The 26,594-nt window shown below is 33.1% G+C and carries 23 protein-coding genes and 1 riboswitch; all 23 genes read right to left on the bottom strand.

Annotated features, from left to right (window positions below; translation table 11 throughout):
* Positions 1-14: 14 nt before the first annotated feature.
* Positions 15-242, bottom strand: coding sequence for a preprotein translocase subunit SecG (gene secG / locus RDK80_RS02345; RefSeq protein ID WP_094900494.1), 228 nt, complete (start codon positions 240-242; stop codon positions 15-17).
* Positions 243-369: 127 nt separating this feature from the next.
* Positions 370-1,662, bottom strand: coding sequence for a phosphopyruvate hydratase (gene eno / locus RDK80_RS02340; RefSeq protein ID WP_256310972.1), 1,293 nt, complete (start codon positions 1,660-1,662; stop codon positions 370-372).
* A 131-nt stretch (positions 1,663-1,793) separates the two neighbouring features.
* The gene (gene gpmI, locus RDK80_RS02335) at positions 1,794-3,320 is read right to left on the bottom strand and encodes a 2,3-bisphosphoglycerate-independent phosphoglycerate mutase (protein ID WP_256310973.1); all 1,527 of its coding nucleotides are present in this window, start codon (positions 3,318-3,320) and stop codon (positions 1,794-1,796) included.
* Positions 3,321-3,332: 12 nt separating this feature from the next.
* Entirely contained in the window at positions 3,333-4,076 is a 744-nt protein-coding gene (gene tpiA / locus RDK80_RS02330) for a triose-phosphate isomerase (RefSeq protein WP_308523368.1), read from the bottom strand.
* A gap of 117 nt (positions 4,077-4,193) precedes the next feature.
* On the bottom strand, positions 4,194-5,387 hold the full coding sequence (gene pgk / locus RDK80_RS02325; RefSeq protein ID WP_308523367.1) for a phosphoglycerate kinase: 1,194 nt from the start codon (positions 5,385-5,387) through the stop codon (positions 4,194-4,196).
* Positions 5,388-5,509: 122 nt separating this feature from the next.
* Positions 5,510-6,514: a type I glyceraldehyde-3-phosphate dehydrogenase gene (gene gap, locus RDK80_RS02320; RefSeq protein ID WP_308523366.1), complete on the bottom strand. Its 1,005-nt coding sequence runs from the start codon at positions 6,512-6,514 to the stop codon at positions 5,510-5,512.
* Positions 6,515-6,562: 48 nt separating this feature from the next.
* Positions 6,563-7,597 carry a sugar-binding transcriptional regulator gene (locus RDK80_RS02315; protein WP_216559243.1) on the bottom strand — a complete coding sequence of 345 codons (1,035 nt, stop codon included), beginning with the start codon at positions 7,595-7,597 and terminating at the stop codon, positions 6,563-6,565.
* A gap of 169 nt (positions 7,598-7,766) precedes the next feature.
* The gene (gene rpoN, locus RDK80_RS02310; RefSeq protein WP_216559374.1) at positions 7,767-9,143 is read right to left on the bottom strand and encodes an RNA polymerase factor sigma-54; all 1,377 of its coding nucleotides are present in this window, start codon (positions 9,141-9,143) and stop codon (positions 7,767-7,769) included.
* A gap of 177 nt (positions 9,144-9,320) precedes the next feature.
* Positions 9,321-10,262, bottom strand: a complete 942-nt coding sequence (locus RDK80_RS02305; RefSeq protein WP_276515574.1) for an ABC transporter permease — start codon at positions 10,260-10,262, stop codon at positions 9,321-9,323.
* Positions 10,255-11,361, bottom strand: coding sequence for an ABC transporter permease (locus tag RDK80_RS02300; protein WP_216559378.1), 1,107 nt, complete (start codon positions 11,359-11,361; stop codon positions 10,255-10,257). Before RDK80_RS02300 ends, RDK80_RS02305 begins: the two co-directional genes overlap by 8 nt.
* On the bottom strand, positions 11,351-12,883 hold the full coding sequence (locus RDK80_RS02295; RefSeq protein WP_276515575.1) for an ABC transporter ATP-binding protein: 1,533 nt from the start codon (positions 12,881-12,883) through the stop codon (positions 11,351-11,353). Before RDK80_RS02295 ends, RDK80_RS02300 begins: the two co-directional genes overlap by 11 nt.
* 76 nt (positions 12,884-12,959) lie before the next feature.
* Positions 12,960-14,000 carry a BMP family ABC transporter substrate-binding protein gene (locus tag RDK80_RS02290; protein WP_308523365.1) on the bottom strand — a complete coding sequence of 347 codons (1,041 nt, stop codon included), beginning with the start codon at positions 13,998-14,000 and terminating at the stop codon, positions 12,960-12,962.
* A gap of 451 nt (positions 14,001-14,451) precedes the next feature.
* Entirely contained in the window at positions 14,452-14,751 is a 300-nt protein-coding gene (locus RDK80_RS02285; RefSeq protein WP_216559248.1) for a hypothetical protein, read from the bottom strand.
* A gap of 498 nt (positions 14,752-15,249) precedes the next feature.
* Positions 15,250-16,437, bottom strand: a complete 1,188-nt coding sequence (grdD, locus tag RDK80_RS02280; RefSeq protein WP_216559251.1) for a glycine/sarcosine/betaine reductase complex component C subunit alpha — start codon at positions 16,435-16,437, stop codon at positions 15,250-15,252.
* A 10-nt stretch (positions 16,438-16,447) separates the two neighbouring features.
* Entirely contained in the window at positions 16,448-17,986 is a 1,539-nt protein-coding gene (gene grdC / locus RDK80_RS02275) for a glycine/sarcosine/betaine reductase complex component C subunit beta (protein WP_216559253.1), read from the bottom strand.
* A gap of 200 nt (positions 17,987-18,186) precedes the next feature.
* Complete coding sequence (grdB, locus tag RDK80_RS02270) at positions 18,187-19,503, bottom strand: glycine reductase complex selenoprotein B (RefSeq protein WP_246565771.1); 1,317 nt, start codon at positions 19,501-19,503, stop codon at positions 18,187-18,189.
* 47 nt (positions 19,504-19,550) lie between these two features.
* Complete coding sequence (gene grdA / locus RDK80_RS02265) at positions 19,551-20,024, bottom strand: glycine/sarcosine/betaine reductase complex selenoprotein A (protein WP_094900466.1); 474 nt, start codon at positions 20,022-20,024, stop codon at positions 19,551-19,553.
* Positions 20,025-20,104: 80 nt separating this feature from the next.
* The gene (locus tag RDK80_RS02260; RefSeq protein ID WP_216559259.1) at positions 20,105-21,391 is read right to left on the bottom strand and encodes a glycine/sarcosine/betaine reductase component B subunit; all 1,287 of its coding nucleotides are present in this window, start codon (positions 21,389-21,391) and stop codon (positions 20,105-20,107) included.
* Positions 21,392-21,469: 78 nt separating this feature from the next.
* The gene (locus RDK80_RS02255) at positions 21,470-21,787 is read right to left on the bottom strand and encodes a co-chaperone YbbN (protein ID WP_094900464.1); all 318 of its coding nucleotides are present in this window, start codon (positions 21,785-21,787) and stop codon (positions 21,470-21,472) included.
* 52 nt (positions 21,788-21,839) lie between these two features.
* Positions 21,840-22,778 carry a thioredoxin-disulfide reductase gene (trxB, locus tag RDK80_RS02250; protein ID WP_094900463.1) on the bottom strand — a complete coding sequence of 313 codons (939 nt, stop codon included), beginning with the start codon at positions 22,776-22,778 and terminating at the stop codon, positions 21,840-21,842.
* 340 nt (positions 22,779-23,118) lie between these two features.
* Positions 23,119-23,221, bottom strand: a riboswitch (glycine riboswitch).
* Positions 23,222-23,316: 95 nt separating this feature from the next.
* On the bottom strand, positions 23,317-24,939 hold the full coding sequence (locus RDK80_RS02245; RefSeq protein WP_308523364.1) for a Na/Pi cotransporter family protein: 1,623 nt from the start codon (positions 24,937-24,939) through the stop codon (positions 23,317-23,319).
* 107 nt (positions 24,940-25,046) lie between these two features.
* Positions 25,047-25,514, bottom strand: a complete 468-nt coding sequence (locus RDK80_RS02240; protein WP_216559262.1) for a tRNA (cytidine(34)-2'-O)-methyltransferase — start codon at positions 25,512-25,514, stop codon at positions 25,047-25,049.
* A 17-nt stretch (positions 25,515-25,531) separates the two neighbouring features.
* Entirely contained in the window at positions 25,532-26,344 is an 813-nt protein-coding gene (locus RDK80_RS02235; protein ID WP_216559265.1) for a Cof-type HAD-IIB family hydrolase, read from the bottom strand.
* Between the last annotated feature and the right edge of the window lie 250 nt (positions 26,345-26,594).

Below are 26,594 nucleotides of genomic sequence, written 5' to 3'. Positions count from 1 at the left end.
CTATTCCTCCTTTGTTATTTAGCTGCTAAAACTAAAGTAGATATTATAAAAATAACAGCTGACACTACTGTTATTCTCTTAAGCATGTCTTCACGGCTTGTTCCTCTTGACTTACCCCATAATGAATCCGCTGAACCACCTGCTAAAGTACCCATCCCTTGTTCGCTACCCTCTTGTAATACTACAGAAACTATTAAAGATAAGCTTGACGCAAGAACTAATACTGAAAAGAATGTTGTCATATTTACACCTCCTACAAATATAGTAGATAGTAACATATCCCCTAAAACATTACTATTTTAACATAATAGGAGCATAAAATCAATAGCATAGATAAACCTATACTTAAAGAATTCATGCCCCCCACTACTATTTCTTTATGTTATAAAATGTTTTTCTTCCTTTATAAACAGATTCTTCACCTAGCATATCTTCTATTCTAAGTAATTGATTATATTTTGCTACTCTATCTGTTCTAGAAGGAGCTCCTGTTTTAATTTGTCCCGCATTTGTTGCTACTGCTAAATCCGCTATAGTAGTATCTTCTGTCTCTCCTGATCTATGAGATATTACTGCAGTATATCCATTTATCTTTGCCATTTCAATTGTATCTAATGTTTCAGTTAATGTACCTATTTGATTTAATTTAACCAATACTGAATTCGCAATACCTAGTTCTATACCTTTACTCAATCTCTCAGTATTTGTAACAAATAAATCGTCTCCTACTAATTGAATCTTACTACCTAATCTTTCTGTTAACAGTTTCCAACCATCCCAATCGTCTTCAGCTAGACCATCCTCTATAGAAATAATTGGATATTTATTCACTAATTCTTCATAATAATCTATCATTTCTTCTACCGTAAGTGTTCTACCTTCTCCTGTTAAGTTATAAATCTTTTTATCTTCATCATACATTTCTGTAGCTGCTACGTCTAAGGCTAACATTATCTCTTCTCCTGGTTTATAGCCTGCTTTTTCTATAGCTTCTACTATAGTTTTTAATGCTTCTTCATTACTAGATAAATTTGGAGCAAATCCACCTTCATCACCTACTGCTGTATTTAACCCTTTAGATTTAAGAACAGATTTTAGACTATGAAATATCTCTGCACCCATTCTAAGAGCCTCTCGGAAACTTTTTGCTCCTACAGGCATTACCATAAATTCTTGAATATCAACATTGTTATCAGCATGTTCCCCACCATTTAAAATATTTAGCATTGGAACTGGTAATGTTTTAGAATTAACTCCACCTACATATTGATATAAAGGCATTCCTAGTTCATCTGCCGCTGCTCTAGCTACTGCTAAAGATACTCCAAGGATAGCATTAGCACCTAATTTCCCTTTGTTTGGTGTACCATCTAATTGAATCATCAATTTATCTATTGCACCTTGCTCAAATACATCCATACCTATTACTTCTTCTGCTATTATATTGTTAACATTATCTACAGCATTCATAACACCTTTACCTAAAAATCTTTCTTTATCTCCATCTCTTAACTCTACGGCTTCAAATGCACCTGTAGATGCTCCTGATGGAACTAAAGCTCTTCCAAAAGCACCATCTTCTGTCCATACTTCTACCTCTACAGTAGGATTACCCCTTGAATCTAATACTTCTCTTGCATAAACATCTACTATTATACTCAAATTTAACTCCTCCTTTAGTTAATTCACAATTATCAATGCACAATGCACAATTGCTAAGGAATGTTTTGGGGTCTTTATGACCTTCATTCACCGCTTTCATAATTGTGAATTGTGAACTGTGAATTGTGCATTTATTTTACAAGTGATTTCCCCGTCATTTCTTCTGGTTTTTCTAACCCCATCAGTTCTAATATAGTTGGTGCTAAATCTGCCAGAATACCTTCTTGTAGTTCTACATCCTTATATCCCACAAGAATTAATGGTACCTTGTTACTTGTATGAGATGTTACAGGACTACCATCTTCATTTATTAGCATTTCTGCATTTCCATGGTCTGCTGTAATTAGTGCCTTACCACCCTTCTCTATAAGGAGCTCTATTATTTCTCCTAAACAGCTATCTACCGTTTCTATAGCCTTTACTGTGGCAGATACTACTCCCGTATGACCTACCATATCTGGATTTGCAAAGTTTAATATGATTAAATCATATTTATCCATTCCTAATCTATTTAATACTTCATTCTTTACTTCTATGGCACTCATTTCTGGCTGCAAATCATAGGTCGCCACCTTTGGAGATGGAATCAATGCCCTATCTTCGTTTGCATAAGGTTCTTCTATGCCTCCATTGAAGAAAAATGTTACATGAGCATATTTTTCAGTTTCAGCAATTCTAAGTTGAGATAATCCCTTATTGCTAATATATTCTCCCAAAGTGTTTCTAGGTGATTCATCTGTATAAGCCACTTCTACATTTTCTATGGTTTTATCATATTCTGTCATGGTGACATAAAAGGTATTTACTTTTTTCTCTCTTTCAAATCCCTCAAAATTCTCATCTACAAAAGCTCTAGTAATTTGTCTAGCCCTATCTGGTCTAAAATTAAAGAATATAATTGAATCATTATTATCTATAGTTGTAACAGGCTCATCATTCTCTTTTATAATAGTCGGAATAATAAATTCATCTGTAATATCTTCATTATAGGATTTCTCTATGGCTGATACTGGATTATCATTTTCATTACCTTTGCCTAGAGTAAAAGCATCATAGGCTAGCTTCGTCCTATCCCATCTCTTATCTCTATCCATAGCATAGTATCTACCAGATATAGTCGCTATTTTTCCTACACCTATTTCATCTATTTTGGTCATTAGCTCTTTTATATCTGCTTTACCTGCAGTTGGTGATACATCTCTGCCATCTAATATTGCATGTATATAAACATTATTAAAATTCTGTTTTTTCATTAGTTTCAACAGCGCATATAAATGTGTATTGTGACTATGGACTCCGCCTGATGATACTAATCCAATTAAATGAACTTTAGAATTATTCTTTCTAGCATTTTCTATTGCTTCTAAGAATTCTCTTTTTTCGAAGAAATCGCCATCTGCTACAGACTTAGATATCTTAGTTAAATCCTGATATATTATACGCCCTGAGCCAATATTTAAATGCCCCACCTCTGAATTACCCATTTGTCCTTCTGGGAGACCAACTGCTAAGCCACTTGCTTCCAGAATAGTATTTGGATATTCTCTAAATAACCTATCTATATTTGGTGTATTAGCTAATGTAACGGCATTGCCTTTATATTCCTTTCCTATACCAAAACCATCAAGTATTATTAGCATAACTGGTGCTTTAACCATATTATCCTCCAATTAAAAATTTATTAAATCTACAAAATCTTGAGCAACTAGACTAGCTCCTCCAACTAAGGCACCGTCTATTTCAGATTTATCCATTAATTCTTTTATATTGCTTGGCTTCACAGATCCACCATATTGAATTCTAATTACATTTTTCTTTTCACCATATTTTTCCCCTATGGTTTCCCTTATAAAAAGGATCATATCGTTTGCATCATCTGATGAAGCAGTCTTGCCTGTACCTATAGCCCAGATCGGTTCATATGCAATTACGATATTATCTAGGTCTTTTTCTTCTATTTCCTCAAAAGCTTTTAAGATTTGAGATTTGACCACATCTTTTTCTGTATTTGCTTCTCTTTCCTCTAAAGTCTCTCCTACACAAACTATTGGCTTAATATCATGGGAAATAGCAGCTTTTATTTTTTTATTTACTGTAATATCTGTTTCATTAAAATATTGGCGTCTCTCAGAATGGCCAATTATTACATAATCAACCCCTAGTTCCTTTAACATCTTTGGAGAGATTTCACCTGTAAAGGCTCCATTTTCTTCCCAGTGCATATTTTGAGCACCCAATTTTATATTAGTGTTCTCTATAGCTTTTTTTACATCTTGGATAATAGTAAAAGGTACGCAAAGAACTGCTTCTACGTCCTGATTTAAATTGTGGGATTTTATTCCTTCCACCAATTGTAGTCCTTCACTTATCGTATTATTCATTTTCCAATTTCCTGCGATTATAGGAGTTCGCATTAACATTACCCCCTCTTTATTCAATGCACAATTCACGGTTCGCAATTCACAATTGTTGGGGTCTAGCTTTTGGGTCTTTTATTTGCGACCTTCGGCTGCTTCCCTAATTGTGCATTGTTAATTGTCTGATATTGCCTCAATTCCTGGTAAAATTTTTCCTTCAAGAAATTCTAAGGAAGCTCCTCCACCTGTTGAAATATGAGTCATTTTTTCTGCATAGCCTGATTTTTCAACTGCTGAAGCTGAATCTCCACCACCAACTATAGTTATACCTTCTGATTCTGCCATAGCTTTTGCAATGGCATCTGTACCCCCTGCAAAGTTTTCCATTTCAAATACTCCCATAGGTCCATTCCAGATTACTGTCTTTGCTTCTTTGATTAGGTTTGAGAATAATTTTATAGATTCATCACCTATATCTAATCCCATCATATCCTCAGGTATATTATCTATTTTAACAGTCTTAAATTCAGTATCATTTTTAAATTCTCTTGCAGCTACTACATCTACTGGCAACATCAATTTGACATTATTATCTTTTGCTTTTTGCAATAGTTCCTTTGCTAGCTCAATCTTATCTTCTTCTAGTAAGGATTTACCAATTTCATGTCCCTGTGCCTTTAAGAAAGTATAAGCCATTCCGCCACCAACTATTATGGTATTTACCTTATTTATGAGGTTTTCTATTACTCCTATTTTATCTGATACTTTTGCACCACCTAATATGGCTACAAAAGGTCTTTCAGGTGACTCTAAAGCCTTACCCATTACAGATATCTCCTTCTCCACTAAAAAGCCTACAGCAGAAGGTAAATAGGTAGATACACCTACATTAGATGCATGGGCCCTATGAGAAGTTCCAAAAGCATCATTAACATATAAATCTCCTAATGATGCTAAATCCTTTGCGAAGTTTTCTTCATTCTCCTCTTCTTCTTTTCTAAATCTTGTGTTTTCAAGTAATAAAACATCTCCATCTTCCATAGCATCTATTTGTCTTTTCACTGCACTAGATACAACATTATCATCTTCTGCAAATATGACTTCTTTGTTAAGTAGTTCTGTCAGTCTATCTGCTACTGCTTTTAATGAATACTTTTTATTTGCTTCTCCCTTTGGTCTACCTAAATGTGACATAAGTATAATCTTAGCATCTTTTTCAATTAAATAATTTATAGTTGGTAGTGAAGATGTTATTCTTATATCATCTGTAATTTTACCATTTCCATCCATTGGCACATTAAAATCACATCTAACCAATACTTTTTTCCCTGTAAAGTCTAAATCTTTTAATGATTTTTTATTTAGCATTTAAATTCCCCCATCACCAAGATTATTCAATAAATAACAATAATGGTAGCCGTCCTAGCATATCAATTTGCTAGAGATTAGAGTTGCACCATTATTGTTACTTATTATATTTTGTGAAATATCTATTTGTTAGCTACTAACTTTGCAAGGTCTACTACTCTTTCAGAATATCCCCACTCATTATCATACCATGCTATTACTTTAACCATATTGTCAATAACCATAGTTGATAAACCATCTACTATTGATGAACGAGGGTCAGCAATATAATCTGAGGATACTAATGGCTCATCTGAGTAACCTAATATTCCCTTTAATTCACCTTCACTAGCTTCTTTTAATGCTTTATTGATTTCTTCTGCTGTAGCTGATTTTTCTACTTCAAATACTACGTCTACCATGGAAACTGTAGGCACTGGTACTCTTACTGAGAAACCATTAAGCTTTCCTTTTAGTTCTGGAAGCACTAATGCTACAGCCTTTGCAGCTCCTGTTGTTGTAGGAACAATATTTTGTGCTGCTGTTCTTGCACGTCTAAGATCCTTGTGTCTCTTGTCTAATATTTGTTGATCATTTGTATAAGCATGGATTGTAGTCATTAAACCCTTTTTAATACCAAATTTCTCTAATATTACCTTAGCTACTGGTGCCAAGCAATTTGTTGTGCAAGATGCATTTGAAATAATATGATGATTAGCTGGATCATATTTATCTTCATTAACACCTAATACTATAGTAATATCTTCATCCTTAGCTGGAGCAGTTATAATTACTTTTTTAGCTCCTGCTTCAATATGTTTAGATAAGCCCGCTCTATCCCTAAATGCTCCAGTTGAGTCAATTACTAATTCAACGCCTAAGTCTTTCCAAGGTATCTCAGCTGGGTCCCTATGACCTACAACCTTAATCTTTTTACCATTGATAATAAATCCATCCTCTGCCACTTCTAATGTACCATTAAATTTTCCATACATAGTATCATATTTAAATAAATGGGCTAAATCTTCTAAACTACCTGATGCATTTATTGCCACTATTTCAAATTCATCCACACCATTTTCTGCATAAGCTCTTAATACATCTCTACCAATTCTACCAAATCCACTTAATCCAACTTTCATTGCCATAAAAAACTCCTCCTATTTATTTGTATTTTTTAGTTCTTATATTTTTAGCTACTTTGTAGCTTCATTCACAATTTCCAATATCTTTTCTGCAGCAGATTCATCTGTTATCAATGTCATATTTGAGTTTAAAGTAGATACAGAGATTATGGATTCTGCCTTTTCCTCTCCCCCTGCAACTCCAATAACATTATTTAATGATTTAAATTTTTCAAGAGATAATCCAATGGTCTTAAATTCCCAAATTTCGTTTCCTTTAATATCAAAATAATGACCAAGAGCTTCTGCTACTGCTCCCTTATTAATTAATTCTTCTATTCTTTCTTCAGATAGATTTCGTCTTTTAGCCATGGTATCTGCTCTGCCAATTCCAAATACAAGAGTATTCATATTATTTATCATTTCCATAGATTCTCTGATTTCTTCATTTTTTAACATAAGTTCTAGGGCTTTCTCTTCCAATCCATCTGGTACATATAATAATCTATATGACCCACCTAACTGCTGTCCTAATTTTGCTGCTATGGAATTGGATTGAGTCTCTACTTCACGTCCCAGACCTCCCCTTGCAGGTATAACCATTATGTCTCTGGATTTATTATCAGGAGTAATCTCCTCAGCTACTACTGCCATTGTACTTCCACCAGTTATACCAATTATATCCTTAGGTTGAATGATATTCTTCAGTACTCTAGATGTAATTTTACCCATATCCTTCAGAACCATACTGTTTTCCGTAGAATTTCCAGGTACTATAATCATTTTCTTTATTCCTAATATCTCTTGTAATCTTTCTTCTAGCTTTGGGATACCTTTTAGGTTACCATAGATTGAGTGTAAATTTTCTAATATTTTTTTTCCATCATCAGTGATATACATACCCATTAAATCTATATTTAACAGCCCTTGATTTTTGAGTATACTTACCTCATCCCTTATAGTTCTTTCCTTAAATCCTAATTCTCCTGACAAAGCTCTTCTCCCTATAGGTTGATTATAGGAAATAGCCCTTAAAATAAGATATCTTTTTTCAATTATTTCAATAATTTCTGGTGTTATCTTTTTCAATAATTCTAGTATTTCCATTAAATCACCTCATAGTAAGAAGTTTTAATTGCTTAACTGGTCATTTTTTGACCCACATATGTATTATTTGTCCCGGTTGTATTAAAGAAATGGTAGAATATAAATTCCACCACCTATAGTATATATTATATTTATTTTTTATGCAATAAGTAAATATCCTTTTTTCAAATTAATATCTTCTTCTCATTGAAGATGAAGGTATGCCTAATTCATCTCTATATTTTGCAACAGTCCTTCTTGAAATGTTTATACCCTGTTCTTTTAATAAGTCTGATATCTTTTGATCACTATAAGGTTTCTTAGTATCTTCACCATCTACAATATCTTTTAATGTAACCTTAATGCTAGTGGATGATATATCTCCCTCTTCCCCTAATATCCCAGAGGAAAAGAAATACTTTAGTTCGAACAGTCCCCTAGGAGTTTGCACGTATTTTCCATTGGTTGCTCGAGATATGGTTGACTCATGCATCTCAATATCGTCAGCTATATCTTTCAATGTTAAAGGCTTTAGTGCCTTTTCTCCTTCAATAAAAAAATCTTTTTGAAATTTTAATATAGATTCTATTACCCTTTTAATCGTGTTTCTCCTCTGCTCTATGCTTCTAATAATCCACATTGCAGAGTTAAATTTTTCATTAAGAAAATCTATAGTGTTTTTATCTCCACCTGACTTCATTAATCCTTTATAGTAATTGTTTATGTTAAGCCTAGGACCTGTAACATCATTTATGACCACAACAAATTCTCCATCTATTAATTGGATCTCAGCATCTGGAATAATATATCTTACTTCTTCATTGTTTCCTCTGAAAGACCTACCAGGCTTAGGCTCTAATCGCTTTATATAGTCACAGGCATCCTGAACTTGCTGTAAGTCAAGATTCAGTTCTTTAGCAATTTTTTGTATTCTATTATAGCCAAGATCTTCTAAATAGTCTTCAATTATTATAATAATATAGTTAGTAGCATCCTTTTTATTTCTTACTTGAATTAATAAACATTCCTTTAAATCTCTTGCACCGACTCCTGCTGGTTCAAATGTTTGAATAATATCTAATACTATTTCAACCTCATCTTTCTCGCATTTCATAAAGCTTGCAATTTCTTCTGTTGAAATATTTAAATAACCATTTTCATCAATATTCTGAATAATGTTCTCGCCAATTTTATGTTCCTTATTATCCAGAGGAATAAGACTTAGCTGTGACATTAAATGCTCTTTTAATGTGGGTTCATAAGAAACAAAGGATTCATAATTATATTCCTTTATATTTTTATCAACTTGGGGTCTATAGCTAATATCGTCGTACTTCTCTAAGTATTCCTTCCAGTCTACATCATTGTCATTAGCATATTTATCTAAGTTTTCAAATTCCTCAGAAGAACTTAATGACTCAAGCATAGGATTCTGTTCCATTTCGTTAGTTATATATTCCTTTAATTCCAGACTATTAAATTGAAGCAATTCTATAGCCTGCCTTAGTTCTGGTGTCATTATTAATTTTTGTGACTGTTCAAGAGTTAAATCATAGCTAAGTCTCATCCAGCTCAACCTTCCTAATATATAGTCTTAACTATATTATACCAAATATTCGACAAAGTACAAAATAAAAAGACAAGGAATTTTTGTGAACCTTGCCTTTTATCAAATATTTTATTATAAGCTTTTATTTTCATAATAATTTAATCAGTACTAGATTTTTATTGTCAATTGCCTTATCTACCCTTGATTTTTCTCGTAAGATAATCCATTTGCCTTAGGTCCATTACCTTCTCCTACTACAAATATTAAAGCAAGTAATGTGATTACATAAGGGGTCATAGCTAATAATGTTGATGGTACTTTTAAAGATGTACTTCCTAAATATATGGCTAATCCTTGAGCTGCACCAAATAATAAACAAGCCCACATAGCACCTTGAGGTTTCCATCTTCCAAAAATCATAGCTGCAAGTGCTATAAATCCTTGACCTGATATTAAGGTAGATCTAAAATTTGCAACTACTGCAATACTCATGGCTGCCCCACCAAATCCTGCAAATATTCCTGAAAGAATTACAGCTATATATCTTATCTTGTATACATTAACACCTAAGGTGTCTGCTGCTCTTGGATGTTCTCCTACTGAACGAATTCTTAGACCTAATTTAGTCTTATATAATAAAAACCATACTATAAATACTAGAATAAATGCCATATAAACTGTGGCATATTGATTAAATATTGAATTTAATATAGTTCCTTCTGGCAGAATATCATTAAATGGTCTTGGCATTTTATTATCTAAAGGTATAGGCTTTGTCATCGCAGCTCCTTCAAAGAAAAGTCTAGAAAGGAATAAGGAGAGTCCGGGACCTATAAAGTTAATAGCTATACCTGACACTATGTGATCTGCTGTAAAGGTAATACAAGCTATACCGTGAAGAAGAGCTAAAACCCCTCCTGCAAGCCCTGCTGCTAAAAAAGCTAGCCAAGGATTCCCAGAGTAATATCCTACTGTAGCACCTATAAGTGCACCTATTGTCATCATGCCCTCAAGTCCAATATTTACTACTCCAGCATTTTCTGATATAACTCCACCTAAGGCTGTAAATATAAGCGGTGCTGAATACATTAGTGATATTCCTATTATAATACCTATATTATCAAATATACTATTCAACACTCTCACCTCTTTTCTTTTTAGCCAATAAGCTACTTGCCATTTCAAATAATTTTGGCATTGCTACGAAAAATACTATAGAACCTAATACTATGCTTATTACCTCTGATGGAGCTTGTATGGTTGAATTAAGTTTTCCACCACCATATTTCAATCCACTAAACAAAAGTCCTGCTGGTATAGCAGCTAAAGGACTATTTCCTGCAATTAAGGATACTGCCATACCATCAAAACCGTAACCCTGAGATGCTGCAAGAATTCCTACCTGATGTTCTACTCCAAGGACCTGTGTTGCTCCTGCAATACCTGATAAACCTCCTGCTATCATCATAGATACTACAATATTTTTCTTAATATTTATTCCACCATATTCTGCTGCATCCTTATTATATCCCACAGCTTTTAATTGATAACCTAAAGTAGTATTTTTTAATATATACCATATTAGTATGGCTAGTAAAATTGCTAAAATAAATCCGTAATTTACTGGTGGATTTAGAAGATCTCTTAAAAACTTATTATTGCTCAAAACTGCCTGCCCTGCCTCCGATGCCTTCCATTGTCCTAAAACATTGATTTTAGCAGAATCTAAAACTTTATACGAAGCATCAGAATTCGGTCTTCTTAAAAGTGGAAAAGTAAGGAAATAATTGTTAAGATATAACGCTATCCAATTGAGCATTATAGATGAAATTACTTCATTAACTCCAAACTTTGCCTTTAACATCCCAACAATTCCCGCCCATATACCTGCAGCTAATGCGCCAACTAAAATAGCAACTAATCCATGGATTACTGGAGGTAAATTTAGTAAATATCCTGCCATCATTGCAAATAATGAACCAATAATAAACTGCCCCTCTGCACCTATGTTAAATAATCCAGTTTTAAATGCAAATGCAACTGATATACCAGTTATTATTATGGGAGTAGATCTAATAATAGTCCAAGAAATATATTTAATATTTCCAAATATCCCTGTAAACATTATCCAATAAGCCTCAATAGGATTAAATCCTGATATCAGTAGAATTATTGCTCCTATTACCAAACCTAGTAATACAGAGAATAGGGTAACTAAAAATTTGCTATTCTTCATCTTCTTCATTATTTGCACCTCCTCCGGCCATTAATAGCCCCAACGTTCTTTCATCTGCATCCTTAGCATCTATTATATCAACAATTTTACCTTCATAAATAACAGCTATTCTATCGGATAGATTAATTACTTCATCAAGCTCAAAAGATATTAAAAGAACTGCCCTCCCATTATCTCTTTGTTCAATTAGATACTTATGAACGTATTCTATGGCACCTACATCTAGCCCTCTAGTAGGCTGAGCTGCTATTAATACCTCTGGATTATTCGTGATTTCACGAGCAATAATCACCTTCTGTTGATTACCTCCAGACAATGCTCCTGCTTTCTGTCCATGATTTCTTGGTCTTACATCAAATTTCTCAATTAATTTCTCCGAAAAATCTTCTATCGCTTTATGATTCAACCTGCCTTTTCTAGAGAAAGGCTCTTTATGGTAATTTTCTAATATCATATTTTCTGCTATTGTAAAATCTAATACCAAACCTCTTCTTTGTCTATCCTCTGGAATAGTACTTAACCCAGCATTTATAATTTCAAAAGGAGATTTATTTGTTATGTCCTTTTCATCAAAGATTACTTGTCCAGATTCAATAGGTCTAAGTCCCGTAATTCCTTCTATAAATTCAGATTGACCATTTCCATCTATTCCAGCAATACCTAATATCTCACCTGAATAAATATCTAAAGATAAATTATTTACTGCATTTAATTTTCTATTATCTTTCACAACAATATCCTTAATATCTAATACCTTTTTACCTCTGTTTACATTTTTTTTATCTACAGTAAAACTTACCTGCCTGCCAACCATCATTTCAGCAAGTTCTTCTTCATTTACACTTTCAACTTTTACCGTATCAATTTTTTTACCTCTTCTAATAACTGTACAGTAATCCGCCACAGCTTTTATTTCCTTCAACTTATGAGTAATTATAATAATAGTCTTTCCTTGACTAGCTAAAGATCTCATAATGTTAATTAATTCATCAATCTCTTGAGGTGTAAGTACAGCAGTTGGTTCGTCCAATATTAAGATATCAGCACCCCTATATAAAGCTTTCAATATCTCAACTCTTTGCTGCATGCCTACAGATATATCTTGTATTTTTGCATTTGGGTCTACAAATAATCCATATTTCTTAGATAATTCTTCTACCTTTTTCGTTGCTCTTTTAATATCTAATACTGGTCCATTAGTTGTTTCCATACCTAATATAATATTTTCTACTACTGTAAAGGTATCTACTAGCATGAAATGCTGATGTACCATTCCTATACCATGCTTTATAGCTACATTAGGATTAGTAATATTTATTTTTTTGCCATTTATATAGATTTCACCAGAAGTTGGTGTATAAAGGCCATAGAGAATATTCATCAACGTACTCTTCCCTGCGCCATTTTCTCCTAATAGGGCGTGGATCTCACCTTTATGGACTGATAAATCAATATTATCATTGGCTGTAAAACTGCCGAATTTTTTAATTATGTTTTTCATTTCTATTACTTTCATATCCATTTTTCCAGTGGTCAACAGGTCTCCCTCCCATTTAGACTTAAGCAGCTCAGACTAAAGCCTGAGCTGCTAATTTTTATTATTTTAGACCTTCCATGAATTCATTATAAGTTTCTTCGTTAAATGGAACAACGATTTTTCCATCTATGATATCTTTCTTAAGTTCTTCTACTCTATCAAGAATTTCCTGCGGCACATGTTTATTTGATGTAGGAGCTATATCTACAGCACCATTATCTTCTAAACCATATTTTACAGTTGTACCACCAGCAAATTTACCATCTTTTAAATCCTTGACTACATTATAAATACCTACGTCTACACGTTTCATAGCTGATGTTATAACATGGTCTGGAGCTAGATAGTTTTGGTCTCTATCCACACCTATTACTTTTTTATCTTGTTCTTTAGCTGCTTCTATAACACCGTCACCTACTCCACCTGCTGCATGAAATACTATATCCATGCCTTGTTGATACATATTAGAAGCTATAGATTTACCTTTTGCTGCATCTGAGAAAGAGTCGGCATATTGAGATAATACTGTAATTTCTTTTCCTAATTCCTTAGCAGCATATTGAACTCCTGCTTGGTATCCATAGTCAAATCCCCAAATAACATCTCCTGGTATTCCACCTACAAATCCTAATTTATTAGTTTCAGTCATTTTAGCTGCAATATATCCAACTAAGAAAGAAGGTTGCTCAGCTTTAAATACTACTCCTACTACGTTATCTGGAGTCTCATCACCATAATCGAAGTCAACGATACCATATTTAATCTCTGGATTTGCTTTAGCAGCAGCTAAAGTAGCATCTGCTAGTTTATATCCTACTCCCCAAATCATGTTGTTACTCGCATCTAATAATGTTTCAAAGTTTGGAGCATAGTCTGCATCTTGCTTTGATTCTTGGTAGCTTACTTTTACCCCTAAATCTTTTTCTGCTTGCTGTAAGCCTTCCCAAGCTGATTGGTTAAATGATTGATCATTAACTCCACCCTCATCTGTAACCATAGCTACTTTAAGAGCTGATGACTTACCTCCACCTGTACATGCTGTTAATGTAAGAGATAAAACTAAGATTAATACTAATGATAACACTGATAATTTTCTCTTCACTTTTTTATTCCCCCTCTTAATTTTTATTAACTCATATAGTATTATTAAAAATAGTACTATATAATTACCTTTTTAAACAAGATTAACTACAATATAATTATAATGTATACTATTAATTATTTCAACATAAAAAGCTTCAGGTTACCTCTAATTCTGAAGCAATAGCTTAATATAGAAAATATTGAACTTGCTATGAAGGTGATTTTCTTATATAAAAAATAGTTACTAAAAGTCAAGTGTTTTGTATTCAATTTGTTTTTATTTTATATATTTAATTGTAAAAGTAAAGTCTACCTCTGTTCATTAAAAGGTCTGATTTAACTCTACAAGTTTCTAGCGTAAACAAACTAAAACCCTCTATATATAATTATATATAAAGGGTTTTTTGATGTCATGTACACAAATCTAAAACTAACAAAATTTATTTGTTAATTCATTAATTTGTCAATCTCTAGGGATAAATAATATGAGTTCTTGCATCAACAAATTCTTCATAACCGCATCTAGTGCAACGATTATATACATATTCGGTTACCAAAGTATATACTAGCTTTCCGTTTTCATAGTGATCTTTATAATCTCTTACTACTTTTGTTGAATAAAGATGTTTACTACAAGTTGAAGCTACTTCTACCTCACTGTTTATTGCGGCTGCCTCTACAACATTATACATTGAAGACGTTGCAAAGCTTACAGCTAGTATCGCAATTAACGTTAAGCATAGTATTACCTTGTTGACATTCTTCTTCATGGTATCCCCCCTTTTTTAAATTAGTATAAACCCATTTATATTATTAAATAGATTTAAACTCTGTGTTTGTAAAGCTTTCAATAGTTTTAAAATAAAAACTCTAATCCTTTTTTATGGTATAAATAAGTCATCAAACTAAAACTACCCTAGAAATGTTAATAGTTCTGGACTCAATTATATCATATTTACTTCCATAATAATTAATCTCTAATTTCTACTATTCCCCAATTAATTTTATTTATTATTAAATATCTATCTAAATAATCACAAAGAATATTATTTATGTCCTCAATGTAAACAATTTATAATTTAAAATTTAATCGAGACTATATCTTTTAGTCTATGTTTTGTCCATTAGTTAATGCTATTGTGTTATATTATAGTCCATTGAGAAATGTTTATCAATGTTTTCTGATAATTTATGTTGATAAGTAAATTTTTATTTAATTGCAATTATTTCGCAAGAAAAAGCTCCAAGTTTCCTTGGAGCTTTTAGTCCTAGCATGGATCAGCTTCGCCTACATCATAACCAGCTTTTGCTAATGCTTTGGTAGCTTCGTTTAACTTAGCTTCGTTTACCATTACTATTGGTCCTGTACAACCCATTCCAGACTCAGCATAGATACCTGCTTTCCATAAAGCTTGAACAGCATCTTCTAATTCCATAATATCTATACCATTAATAGTACCAGTTACGGTTTCAGCTGGTGGTGCTTCTACAGTTTCTTCTTCCTTAGCCTCAGCCTTTTTAGTGTCCTTTGTAAGACCTTTTAATATATCTTTAAGTCCAGCTTTGTTAGCTTTTTCAAATTCTTCCTTAGCAATTTTAGTTACGTTCCCTCTTACTAATGATGCAGCATAACCAATTGCATTAGAAACTACTGGAGTACCTGATGCTCTTGAAAGAATAAGGATTGTTCTATCATAATCCTCTCCAATACCAGGTCCATATCCAAAGCCTTGAGCTTCATAGCTTCCACCTGTTGCAAATGAAGAGAATACTTTCATTAAAAGATTTCCTGTTAAAGTATCAGTTATCATTATATCTGGTGTACCTGTTAATAGATCATTACCTCTCATTACTGAGCCACCATCTGCTCTTCCTGATTCAGTAAAGTTAACTGGATATCCTTTACTACTTAAATCTTTAAAAGCTCTCTCTACTTGTCTTGCACCATCTACATTTAAGATACCTACAGTTGGATTTTCTATTCCCATAGCTTTTGCTGCTATAATACCATAGATACCATTCTTAACCATAGCTTCAACTCTGTGTGGTGATGATGTTCCAGTGGTTGTAGCTAAGAACATTTCACGACCTCTACCTGGAGTTATTACTCTACCAACAGTAGATACACCTATTGGGAAGTTATAGTGCATAGTAACGCATGCTCCTATTTCTCCACTATCAAGTAATTCTTCCATTTTCTTATGTTGAGCATCTTCGCCTTCAACATTGTATTGAGTAAGTTTAGAATCAACCTTTGGTCCAATTAGTACTACTTCAATGCTATTGTCTCTAGCTTGAGCCATTTCAGCACCTTTAACTATATTGTCAATACCTAGCTCTGAGCCAGCTACGGTAATACCTACTCTTACTCTCTCTCCAAATTGGCCAGTTTGCATAGCATCAGCGATATCGTTAAATACCTTACCGATCATGCTTTTTATATTATTATCTGCCATATTATCACCTCTAATCTTGAAGTAGATGAGAAGCAAAATCTCTCATAGCTTCTGCTACAAGTGTTCTAACTTCTTCTTGTGATACACCTTTACCTTCATCTAACTTTCCAGTATTCTTTTCCATAACTATTGATGTACCATCGAATAGGTTAGTCATTCTACCTAAGAATAAGCTTCCCTTTCCTACGATCATCGCTCTATTTATTTCACCTGCTAACATAGCTTCTCTAGCAAATCCAATATATGGTGCTCCTGAAGGAATATGTCCTTGAGTTGGTGCCCATCCCTCCATACCATGTTTTTGAATAAATCCATCTATACCAGTTCTTTCTACTTCGCCTCTCTTAACTCCTAGAGCTGCAATCATCTTATAGTTAGCTGCTGGAACGTCTCCTGCTCCTGCTGGTTTTGTAACATCTGGATTTTGCATTTCTACTGAATACTTATCTATATCAGTTACTTTTAATCCTGCTTTATCAAGTGGTGCTGTAACTAATGAAGTAACTACTGCTTGTGGTGATGAACCAGTACCTACAGTATGTCTACCAACTAAGTCAGTTCTAAGAACTGGGTTTACTCCATCGTTTTCTGCTATTATAACTGCAAATCCACCTATAACGTCTTCTAATATAGGCATACCTTTCTTCACATGGTCTTTACCATTCATACCTAATTTAGCTGTACATCCGCCTGCAACTACCATTACCTTTTTATAAGTTCCTGCTTGAACTAATGAAGCTGCTGACACAATAGCATGAGCAGGTGCAGCACAGAAACCTCTTAGGTCAGAACCTGTAGCATTTGTAAGACCAGCCATTTCAGCAACTGCTTTAGCAAAGTTACCGCCACCTCTTTGGTTCATATCTCCACATGCTTCTTCTGAACACTCAATTACATATTCGACTTCTTCAGGTTGTAAATCATTTTTAGCTAAGCAATGTAATGCTGCTAATACTCCTGACGCCTTTGTAACTAAGTTTTCAAACATAACATGAGCTGTTAAGTTAACATCTACATCATGAGCTCTCTTTACACAACCTACTACTTTTTTATCATTATATAGCGGTTCTGCATGTTGCTCGTTAATATATTTTTCAATATCTGCTAATTCTGCACCATCTTTTAATTTTGCAACAAACTCATCTTTAATTAATGGATGAGCTTCTAATTTTGGTTTAATTTGTGCTGTAAATTCTTTGGATAATAACACAAGATCAAATACGTCTACTATTTTAATTAGACCTATAAATTCATCTTGTGGCATTATTTCACCAAATTTTCCATCTCTTTTTGCATCTGCTACATCCTTATCATACCATGGTTGCTCAACTGTTTTAAGTTCCTCTGGCTTATGATTTCCAATATATACTTGGTTTGGTAAATAGTTAACTGATTCTTCATAACTACGTATATGATTTGGTAGCTCTTTTAAATATTCTGAATCTGGATGTAATAATCTTTCTGTTGTCTGAGTTGTACCATTGTGAATAATCATATCTGGTGCTTGCATCAAAACATAAGATGTTCCTTTTACTACTGAATAATTCATATGTCCACCTCCATAAATTTTGGTATGTACTTTGTTTTTTAGAAACTTTGCTTATAACGAATAGAAAAGTTTTTCTTTATTATTTTTAAATTTAAACTTTTCGTAAATGAGTTTTAAGCAAAGTTTCCTTTTAATGCTTATTAGAAACTTTGCTTATAAAAGGGTGATAAGAAGAATCACCCTTTTATAAATTTTATTAATTATTTTTTTACATCAAATACAGTTTGCTCTGTTACTTCAGTTGTTAGAGCTTCTAATGCTCTTTCAACTAATTTTCTTCTAAGAGCTTTCTCATCTTTAGGATCTAGTTTTGGATCTCCTAATGGGTGAGGAATAGCTATTGTTGGAACTATTCTGTTAGCTCCTACTGTTAATGAAATTGGAACTACTGTACACATGTGAACTACTGGAATACCAGCACGCTCAACTTCTTTTACCATTGTTGCACCGCAACGTGTACAGGTGCCTCAGGTAGAAGTTAAGATAACTGCATCCACGCCATCAGCTTTAAGTTCTTTACTGAATTCTTCAGCAAATTTCTTTGAATTCGCTACAGCTGTACCATTACCTACAGTTGAATAATAGTATCTGTGTAGTTTTCCAATTTTTCCTTCTTTTTCTAAGTCACGTAGAACGTCAACAGGGATAACTCTGTCTAAGTCTATATTAGCATAAACTGGGTCATATCCACCATGAGCTGTTTCTCCGTTTGTTTCATTTAAATCATCTATACCTTCAATATCATACTTGCCATATTTTTGAGCTGAGGATGATTCTATATGGTCTGGGTTTCCTTTTGGAACTGCCCCACCTGATGTTACTATAGCAATAGTAGCCTTAGTAATATCTTTTACTGCTGGGTTAGGATCTACTCTATCGAAGTTTGGCATTGGGAATTCAGTTTTGTATTCTTCCTTAGCCATTTTCTTTAGAAGCATTTCTACCGCTCTCTCAGAACCTCTCTTATCAGTGAAGTAATTCTTTCTGATACCTCTTTCTAAGTATCCTTCTTCTTCTGGAGAACCGATTTCTTCCCCTCTAGCTAGTTTAAGTGCTAATGGAACCATTTTCTTAACTGCGTCTCTCATTCCAGCAGCTGAGTCCCTTGTGGAAACTACATAAACTGCTTTCTTGAACATATCAGCACCTGGGTTTTCTATATACATACCAGTTAAAGCTGGTATACCTAATTCGTTTTGCACTGCCTCTGTTATAGTACCTGCGGCAACACCATATCTACCTGCATTAAATGCTGGTCCAGCAATGAATAGGTCTGGGTTATATTTTTTAACCATCGCTAATACTTCTTTTTTAGCCTCTTCTAGATTTTCACCAAAATAGCTATCACCACAAATAACTGTAGCTACTATTTCAGCATTATCTCCGAATCCTGCTTGAAGAGCTAGACCTGGCCCTAATACTTCTTCTCTTACTTCTGGTCTGTGGTCAGCTTTTTCTTCTCCACCTATACCAGCGAAGAATTGGTTGATATAATGAACAACTTTTAATTTCCCCATTTGTTCCCCTCCTCTCATATATTTCGTATCGGGATTTTATTTAATCATTAAAATTTTGTAAATTCATCTCTCATAGCTTTAACTTCTTCAATAATTGAATCAACATCTAGAACCATTTCCATCATACCAATTTGCTCATCATATACATCAGCATCTACTGATTCTTTGAATTCTGGTTCTACTGCATGATATACTTTAAGTCCCAACGGAACTCCTGCTAATGGACCTGCGAAAGTTGGGTCTCCTGCTGTAACTGTCTCAGCTGCTAATCCTGCTGATTCAGCTTCTGCACCACCGATTAATACGATCATATTTTCTGCACCGTATTTTTCAGTTAAATCTTTAACCCTTTTTTGATTCTCTAAGTCCATTGCACCTGCAGCCGTTCAGACAAAACATTCTGTTGCTGAAAATACTACTTCTGCAGGAGTGGTCTTTATACATTCTTCCATAGCTGGTCCTGGTATACCATCTCTGTCTCCAATAATGATAACTTTTGAGTTTTCATTAAAAATTGACATCTAGCCACTTCCTTTCTTTGTTATATTCTTTAATCTTTTGTATTATATTTTAATTTTTTTGCATATATTTTTATATAAAATTAGAAACCTTTTGCTGACATTTTATTGAAACCAACTTCATTAGTTGCACCTGTAATAGCTTGGATCTCAACTGTGATTGTACCATCAGCTGCTAAACTTCCATCAAATCCACCAGCTATAATGTCAACATAATCTAAAGTCCCGATTACTTTGTCCATCTTTGGTAATACAATGATTTCATTAGCATTACCACCTGTAACTACTGCATTAGCTGAAGGATCAGCATCTGCTAGAGATTGGCTGGCACCATCTCTACCTGCATATTCGTCAGTAATTATTACAGTATCAATGCCTTTTGCTTCTATCTTCTTAGTGTTCATTATAAGGTCAGTATCTGGGTTACCGAAACCTTCTTGTGAAACTATAACTCCATCAAGTCCTAGATATTCAGCAAGTTTTGCTGTCCAGTTTGATGATCTTTCTTTATCAGCTAAATAAACGTTTTCATTTGTGATTATAACACCTACAAAGTTAAGCGTTTTTCCGTGTTGAGCTAGAAGATCATGAATAACTGGGTTATTCATTTGATGGTAAGTTGTATTCTTATCACAAGCAGATACACAGTTACCACTTACAATTGCACCATCCATAATTTCTGTTGGATACATTATAGTTGGTACAATTTGCTTAGCATCTACTCCATATACATAAGTGTCATGAAGTAATCCTTGTGTTTGAAGCATTTGAACATATCCAACCTTTGGAAGATTAGGATATTTTTCAATTCCTTTTAAGAATGGGTCTACTTCATATACTTCTACTGTATCTGGTGTTAATGATTTTGCGGTTTCTGCAAGATAAGCTGCTGCTTTAAATCCTGCGAATCTTACTGCTCTCTCATGATCGTGTTGCTTTAATCCTTCTACAGGTTCACATTTTAATACTAAGTTAATTGTTTTAGAGAATGGAGTAAAATCTGCTCCAGGTCCTGTCATGTCCACAATACCTTCTTGGAAACCAACGATTTTACCAGTTGTCATAACAACACAACCTTTTAATACATTGGTTTTTCCTGAACCTACAACATCAACCTTTGATAATATTCCTGGGAATACACCTCCTGGACCTTCCACTTTAACTCTTGGTTCTACTACGTCCTTAACAGGTGTAATTCTAACACTTTCACCAGGTTTTGCAATATCTACGTCTACTGATGTAAGGTGCTCATCTTCTTTAATTAAACTGATTAACTCTTCTTTGTTAACAGTTAGCACCCCATTTTCAATTTTGGTTTCATTACCAAATTGAACATCTTTAATTAGCACATGGCCTAATTCCAGACGCATAAATTCACCTCCTCTTATTTTAGCAAGTATCTATATCTCAATTCTGGGCTCAAGGCCCAGAATTAAAACCTTAATTAATTAAATATATTTTTTAATTAATTCTTCAACTGATTCTTTTGTAGCTTCATCAGCTACTACTGCATCTATTCTTTCTCCACCTTTGTAGATAGCGATTACAGGTAATCCCATAACCTTTTGTCCAATTGCAAGTCTTCTTGCTTTTGTAATATCCAATGATGTAAATTTGATTTTATCACCATATTGTTCTTCATAAGCGTGAACATGTGGCATAAGTGCTTTACATGGTTCACATGTTGGTCCCCAGTAATCTACTAATACATATCCTTCTGCTTGTAATACTTCTGCTTCAAAATTGTCCTTATTAAGTTCTAACATTTATTATACCTCCTAATATTATTTTTAAGCATTACTAGTCTGCCATTATTTATTAGTCTTCAAAATGCTCGTTTATATATTTTTCAGCTTGAACAGCAGCTATAGCTCCATCTGCAGTAGCTGTAACTACTTGTCTAAGTGACTTAACTCTGTTATCTCCAGCAGCAAAAATTCCAGGTATATTAGTCTTCATATCATCATCAGTTTTTATATACCCATTTTCCATATTAATTATTCCATCAAATAATTTTGTTGCTGGATTATATCCTACGAATACGAATACTCCAAATGTACCGTCATCTTCATCTGCAAATATTTCTGTTTCTTCATTAGTTTTAACATTTTTAACTATCATTGACTCAAGTATACCATCACCTTTTAATTCAGTGATAACTGAATCCCACATGAAATTCATTTTTTCATTTTTAAATGCTTTTTCTTGAATTGATTTAGCTGCTCTTAACTCATCTCTTCTATGAACGATAGTTACTTTTCTAGCAAATTTTGTTAAATACATAGCTTCTTCAACTGCTGAATCTCCTCCACCTACTACAAACACTTCTAAGTCTTCGAAGAAAGCAGCATCACATGTAGCACAGTAAGAAACTCCTCTGCCAGTTAATTCCTTTTCTCCTGGACATCCTATTGGTCTTGGAGTTGCACCTGTTGCAATAATAACTGTTTTTGCTTGATATTCTTCTTTTGCACCTTTTAAAACCTTAATTTTGCCTTCTAGTTCTACGGATTTGATTTCATCAATTATTCTTTTTGCACCAAATTCATTAACTTGATCTACCATTCTAGCTATTAAAGATGGTCCGCTAGCATGCTCTATAGAACCTGGATAGTTAGCAACTTCGTCAGTTGTCTTTATTTGTCCACCTTCGCCTTCTTTTTCGATAATCAAAGTATTAAGTCTTGCTCTTGATGCATATAGACCTGCTGCTAAACCTGCTGGACCTGCTCCTATGATTATTACATCATAAATCATTTGTCTTCCTCCCTTGAAAATATTTTTTTATGTAGTTCTCTAATATGGCATTTTTGCCAAATTATATTGATAATATTCCATTTTAAAATATTATTCATTTTCATTGAAGAACTAGTATAATTTTTATCAATTACACAAATCTAATTATAAACTCAACGATTTAAGAAAATCAATATAAAATTTAAATATTTGTAGTAGCTTAAAATAATTCTTTTAATTATTTAAGAATAAAAAAAACAGAATAAATAGGTCTAAGTAGGCCTACTTACTCTGTTCATTTACCTGAGAGATTCTCCAATATTTGGATTGCTCCTTCGGTGCTTTTCGCTTTCCAGAGTTCTGTCACAATACGGTCCTTTTGCCTGAGAGTTTCATTGTGGATCGGCTACCCATCAACTTGTTCCTTCGGCGCCATATAACATGGTCTCTTCCGCATTAGTCATCCAGATAATGTAATATTTTGATACTTTTTTCACAGTTCATTAACATTATAATATATAAAATATAATTATACAACCCCTTTTTATATTAATATTTTTTATATATTCCTAGGCTTTGTTTTATAGTTATCAAGTACATATAATGCTATGTTAGAGCAGTGATCTGATACTCTTTCTAGATTAGATATAGCATCTAAAAATATTATTCCAGGTCCTGTTGAACATAAACCTTTATTTAATCTATCTATATGATTAGTTCTATTTTTTGTTTCCAATGCATCCACTTCATCTTCTATAACTAAAACTTCCTTAGCTAAAGCTTCGCCATTTGTCTTAAATGCTTCCATTGCCTTCTGAAATCCCTGCTGACACTTACCAAATATCTCATGTAGCTCATCTATAGCTTCCTCTGTAAATTGAAGATTACCCTCCATTCTTTCTTCGGCAAGTTCAATTATATTTTCAGCATGGTCTCCAACTCTCTCTATATCATTTATATTATTGAAGAATACATTGACCTGATTATGTTCTTCATCTGATAATGGTGCATTTGAAAGTCTTACTAGATAATCAGTTATTTCTCTTTGCAACTTATTTATTTTTTGTTCCTGCTCTAGTGCTGGTTCTATTTCATCATATTTCCCTTCCACAAAGGCTCTTCGGGCTTTTCCTAAGTTATTCTCTACATAACTACCCATTCTAGCAATTTCTTTTCTTACTTGACCTAATGCTATAGAAGGAGTTTCTATGATTCTGAAATCAAGGAATTTTGCTTCCTGTCCTTCTAGCTTATCATCCCCTGGAACTATAGCTTTAGCTGCCTTAACTAGTAGTCCAGCAAAAGGCAATTGAATTAATACATTTATTAGATTAAATAAAGTATGAGCATTAGCTATTTGCCTTTGAACATCATTTGGAGACAATTTAGTTACTATATTTTGAATTGGTGTCTTTAAAACAGTCATAAATATAATTGTACCAACTAAATTAAATAAAAAATGTATGATAGCTGCTCTTTTTGCTGTCTTATTTGCCCCAACTGACGATATCATAGCAGTTGTAGTTGTACCAATATTGTCACCGAAAAGGATTGGAAAAGCAACATTAATATTTAGTAAGCCTTGCCCAGCTAATGCTTGCAATAAACCTATAGAGGCACTACTGCTTTGAACAATAGTTGTAAGACCTAAACCTACTAACATAGCAAGAACAGGATTTTCTAAACTAACCATAATATTACTAAAGGCTGGTAAATCAGCTAAAGGTTTCAATCCACTCCCCATCATATCCATACCAATAAATAATATACCAAACCCAATAAGTATTTCAGCCATGTTTTTAGCTTTTTTCTTGGAAGTTGCAATCCAAATTCCCACGCCTATAGCTACTGCTAAGGGTGCATAATCTGTTAAATTAAATGCAATCAACTGGGCAGTTATAGTTGTACCTATATTTGCACCCATAATAACACCAACTGCCTGATATAAAGACATAAGACCTGCATTAACAAATCCTATTACCATAACTGTAGTAGCAGAACTACTTTGAACAACCATAGTCACCAATGTACCAACTATAACACCCATTAATCTATTGTTAGTAAGTACTTCTATCAATTTCTTTAGTTTTTCACCTGCAGCTTTTTGAAGACCTGTTCCCATTAAGTTCATTCCATATAAAAATAATCCAAGTCCACCAAGTACTGGTAGTGCTATATCCATAATTAACCTCCTAGACAAATTTATTGACCTATTTATTCTTTTGTTGAACTATTTATTCTAAATACATAATATCATATTTTATTCAATTATTATCATCAAATAAAATATTATTCTATATTGGGAAAATCTAACTGTCTTAAAGCTTCATACAATATAATATTAACTGAATTTGCTAAATTTAGTGATCTCGCTATATTGCTCTTCATTGGTATTCTAATACCCTTCTGGAGATTCCCATCTAGTATTTCATTAGATAATCCCTTTGTTTCCTTTCCAAATACAAAGAAAGATTCATCCTTATAGCAATTTTCAGCATAATTATTTTTTGCTTTAGTAGTAGCATAATAAAATTCACCATTAGGGTACTTTTCCAATACTTCAAAAAAACTATTATAATAATGTATTTCTACTAAATTCCAATAATCAAGTCCTGCCCTTTTAAGAGCTTTGTCATCTACAGAAAATCCTAAAGGTCTTACTAAATGAAGCACTGTCCCTGTAAGGGCACAAGTTCTAGCAATATTTCCTGTATTTGAAGGTATCTCTGGTTCTACAAGTACTATATGTAGTGCCATAATTAAGTCACCATCTCCTATTCTAATACAAATTTCTCTATTACTTTAGCTACACCATCTTCATCATTTGAGTCTGTAATATAGTCTGCTTCTTTCTTTATGAATTCATCACCATTTCCCATAGCCACACCTAATCCTGCAAATGTCAACATCGATAAATCATTCTCGCTATCTCCAATAGCTATAACTTCTTCCGGCATAATTTTGAGTCTATTGCATAACTCCCTTAAAGCCTCTCCCTTAGACACATTTAAGCCCATAGCTTCTATGTTATTAGCCCAGGAACTAGAAGTACCTATATTTCCTAACTTGTCTAGATCCATTCTTAAATCTTGAAGTTTCGCTCTATTATCATCAATAAATAAGAACTTATATACATTTAAATCCTTTAGTTTGATTATTTCCTCTATATCTTGAAATACCTTTATATCTATAATGGTATTTCCATTGCCTTCATTATAAAATTGAAGCACTTCATCAACCTTAACATGAGAATAAAATCTAGACTCATCATAGAAATGATAATAGATATTTTTCTTCATAGCAAGATTTACTATTTCTTTAACTAAACTATTATCTATAGGCTTTTTATATATAATATTAGCATTCTCATCTACGATTATTGCTCCATTACATGCAACTATCGGATTTTTTAAATTCAAAGACCTAGAGTATGATAAAGCTGATTTTAATACTCTTCCCGTTGATAAAACAATGTGAGTACCTTTGTTCTTTGCCTTTTCTATTATTACTTTTGTTCTTTCCGATACCTGATTATTACTATTTAAAAGTGTACCATCCATATCTATAGCAACTAATTTATATTTCATTTTTCTCACTCCTCAACTACTTAATATAGCATAAAAAATAAAATAATAAAATACAAATTTAAATAATAACAACCTTTATTGTTATTTTATATCAAAATCTCCTTTGATGTTAATAAAGAATTTCTATATGAAATAGCTTTTCTGAAATTTATTTATATAAAATTCTTTTTAAAATATTAAAAACAAGCTAGAGCTTGCCTATAATTATAAAAAACCCTTTCTATTAATTAAATAAAAAGGATTTTTCACT

This window comes from uncultured Tissierella sp., from assembly GCF_902479755.1.
GTDB lineage: Bacteria > Bacillota > Clostridia > Tissierellales > Tissierellaceae > Tissierella > Tissierella carlieri.
The sequence above is the reverse complement of the archived record's forward strand: the minus strand, read 5'-3'. Positions and strand labels throughout refer to the sequence as shown.

Excerpts from the sequence above, each read along its gene's own strand:
- RDK80_RS02240 (WP_216559262.1), bottom strand. The coding sequence starts at position 25,514 with ATGGCACTACATATAGTACTTGTAGAACCAGAGATACCTTCAAATACA.
- gap (WP_308523366.1), bottom strand. The coding sequence starts at position 6,514 with ATGGCAATGAAAGTTGGATTAAGTGGATTTGGTAGAATTGGTAGAGAT.
- RDK80_RS02300 (WP_216559378.1), bottom strand. The coding sequence starts at position 11,361 with ATGAAGAATAGCAAATTTTTAGTTACCCTATTCTCTGTATTACTAGGT.
- rpoN (WP_216559374.1), bottom strand. The coding sequence starts at position 9,143 with ATGAGACTTAGCTATGATTTAACTCTTGAACAGTCACAAAAATTAATA.
- RDK80_RS02285 (WP_216559248.1), bottom strand. The coding sequence starts at position 14,751 with ATGAAGAAGAATGTCAACAAGGTAATACTATGCTTAACGTTAATTGCG.
- pgk (WP_308523367.1), bottom strand. The coding sequence starts at position 5,387 with ATGCTAAATAAAAAATCATTAAAAGATTTAGACTTTACAGGGAAAAAA.
- secG (WP_094900494.1), bottom strand. The coding sequence starts at position 242 with ATGACAACATTCTTTTCAGTATTAGTTCTTGCGTCAAGCTTATCTTTA.
- grdC (WP_216559253.1), bottom strand. The coding sequence starts at position 17,986 with ATGAATTATTCAGTAGTAAAAGGAACATCTTATGTTTTGATGCAAGCA.
- trxB (WP_094900463.1), bottom strand. The coding sequence starts at position 22,778 with ATGATTTATGATGTAATAATCATAGGAGCAGGTCCAGCAGGTTTAGCA.
- RDK80_RS02255 (WP_094900464.1), bottom strand. The coding sequence starts at position 21,787 with ATGTTAGAACTTAATAAGGACAATTTTGAAGCAGAAGTATTACAAGCA.
- RDK80_RS02245 (WP_308523364.1), bottom strand. The coding sequence starts at position 24,939 with ATGGATATAGCACTACCAGTACTTGGTGGACTTGGATTATTTTTATAT.
- RDK80_RS02295 (WP_276515575.1), bottom strand. The coding sequence starts at position 12,883 with ATGGATATGAAAGTAATAGAAATGAAAAACATAATTAAAAAATTCGGC.
- grdD (WP_216559251.1), bottom strand. The coding sequence starts at position 16,437 with ATGGCAGATAATAATATAAAAAGCATGATCGGTAAGGTATTTAACGAT.
- RDK80_RS02260 (WP_216559259.1), bottom strand. The coding sequence starts at position 21,391 with ATGCGTCTGGAATTAGGCCATGTGCTAATTAAAGATGTTCAATTTGGT.
- RDK80_RS02315 (WP_216559243.1), bottom strand. The coding sequence starts at position 7,597 with ATGGAAATACTAGAATTATTGAAAAAGATAACACCAGAAATTATTGAA.
- gpmI (WP_256310973.1), bottom strand. The coding sequence starts at position 3,320 with ATGGTTAAAGCACCAGTTATGCTAATAATACTTGATGGTTTTGGTATA.
- RDK80_RS02235 (WP_216559265.1), bottom strand. The coding sequence starts at position 26,344 with ATGAAATATAAATTAGTTGCTATAGATATGGATGGTACACTTTTAAAT.
- tpiA (WP_308523368.1), bottom strand. The coding sequence starts at position 4,076 with ATGCGAACTCCTATAATCGCAGGAAATTGGAAAATGAATAATACGATA.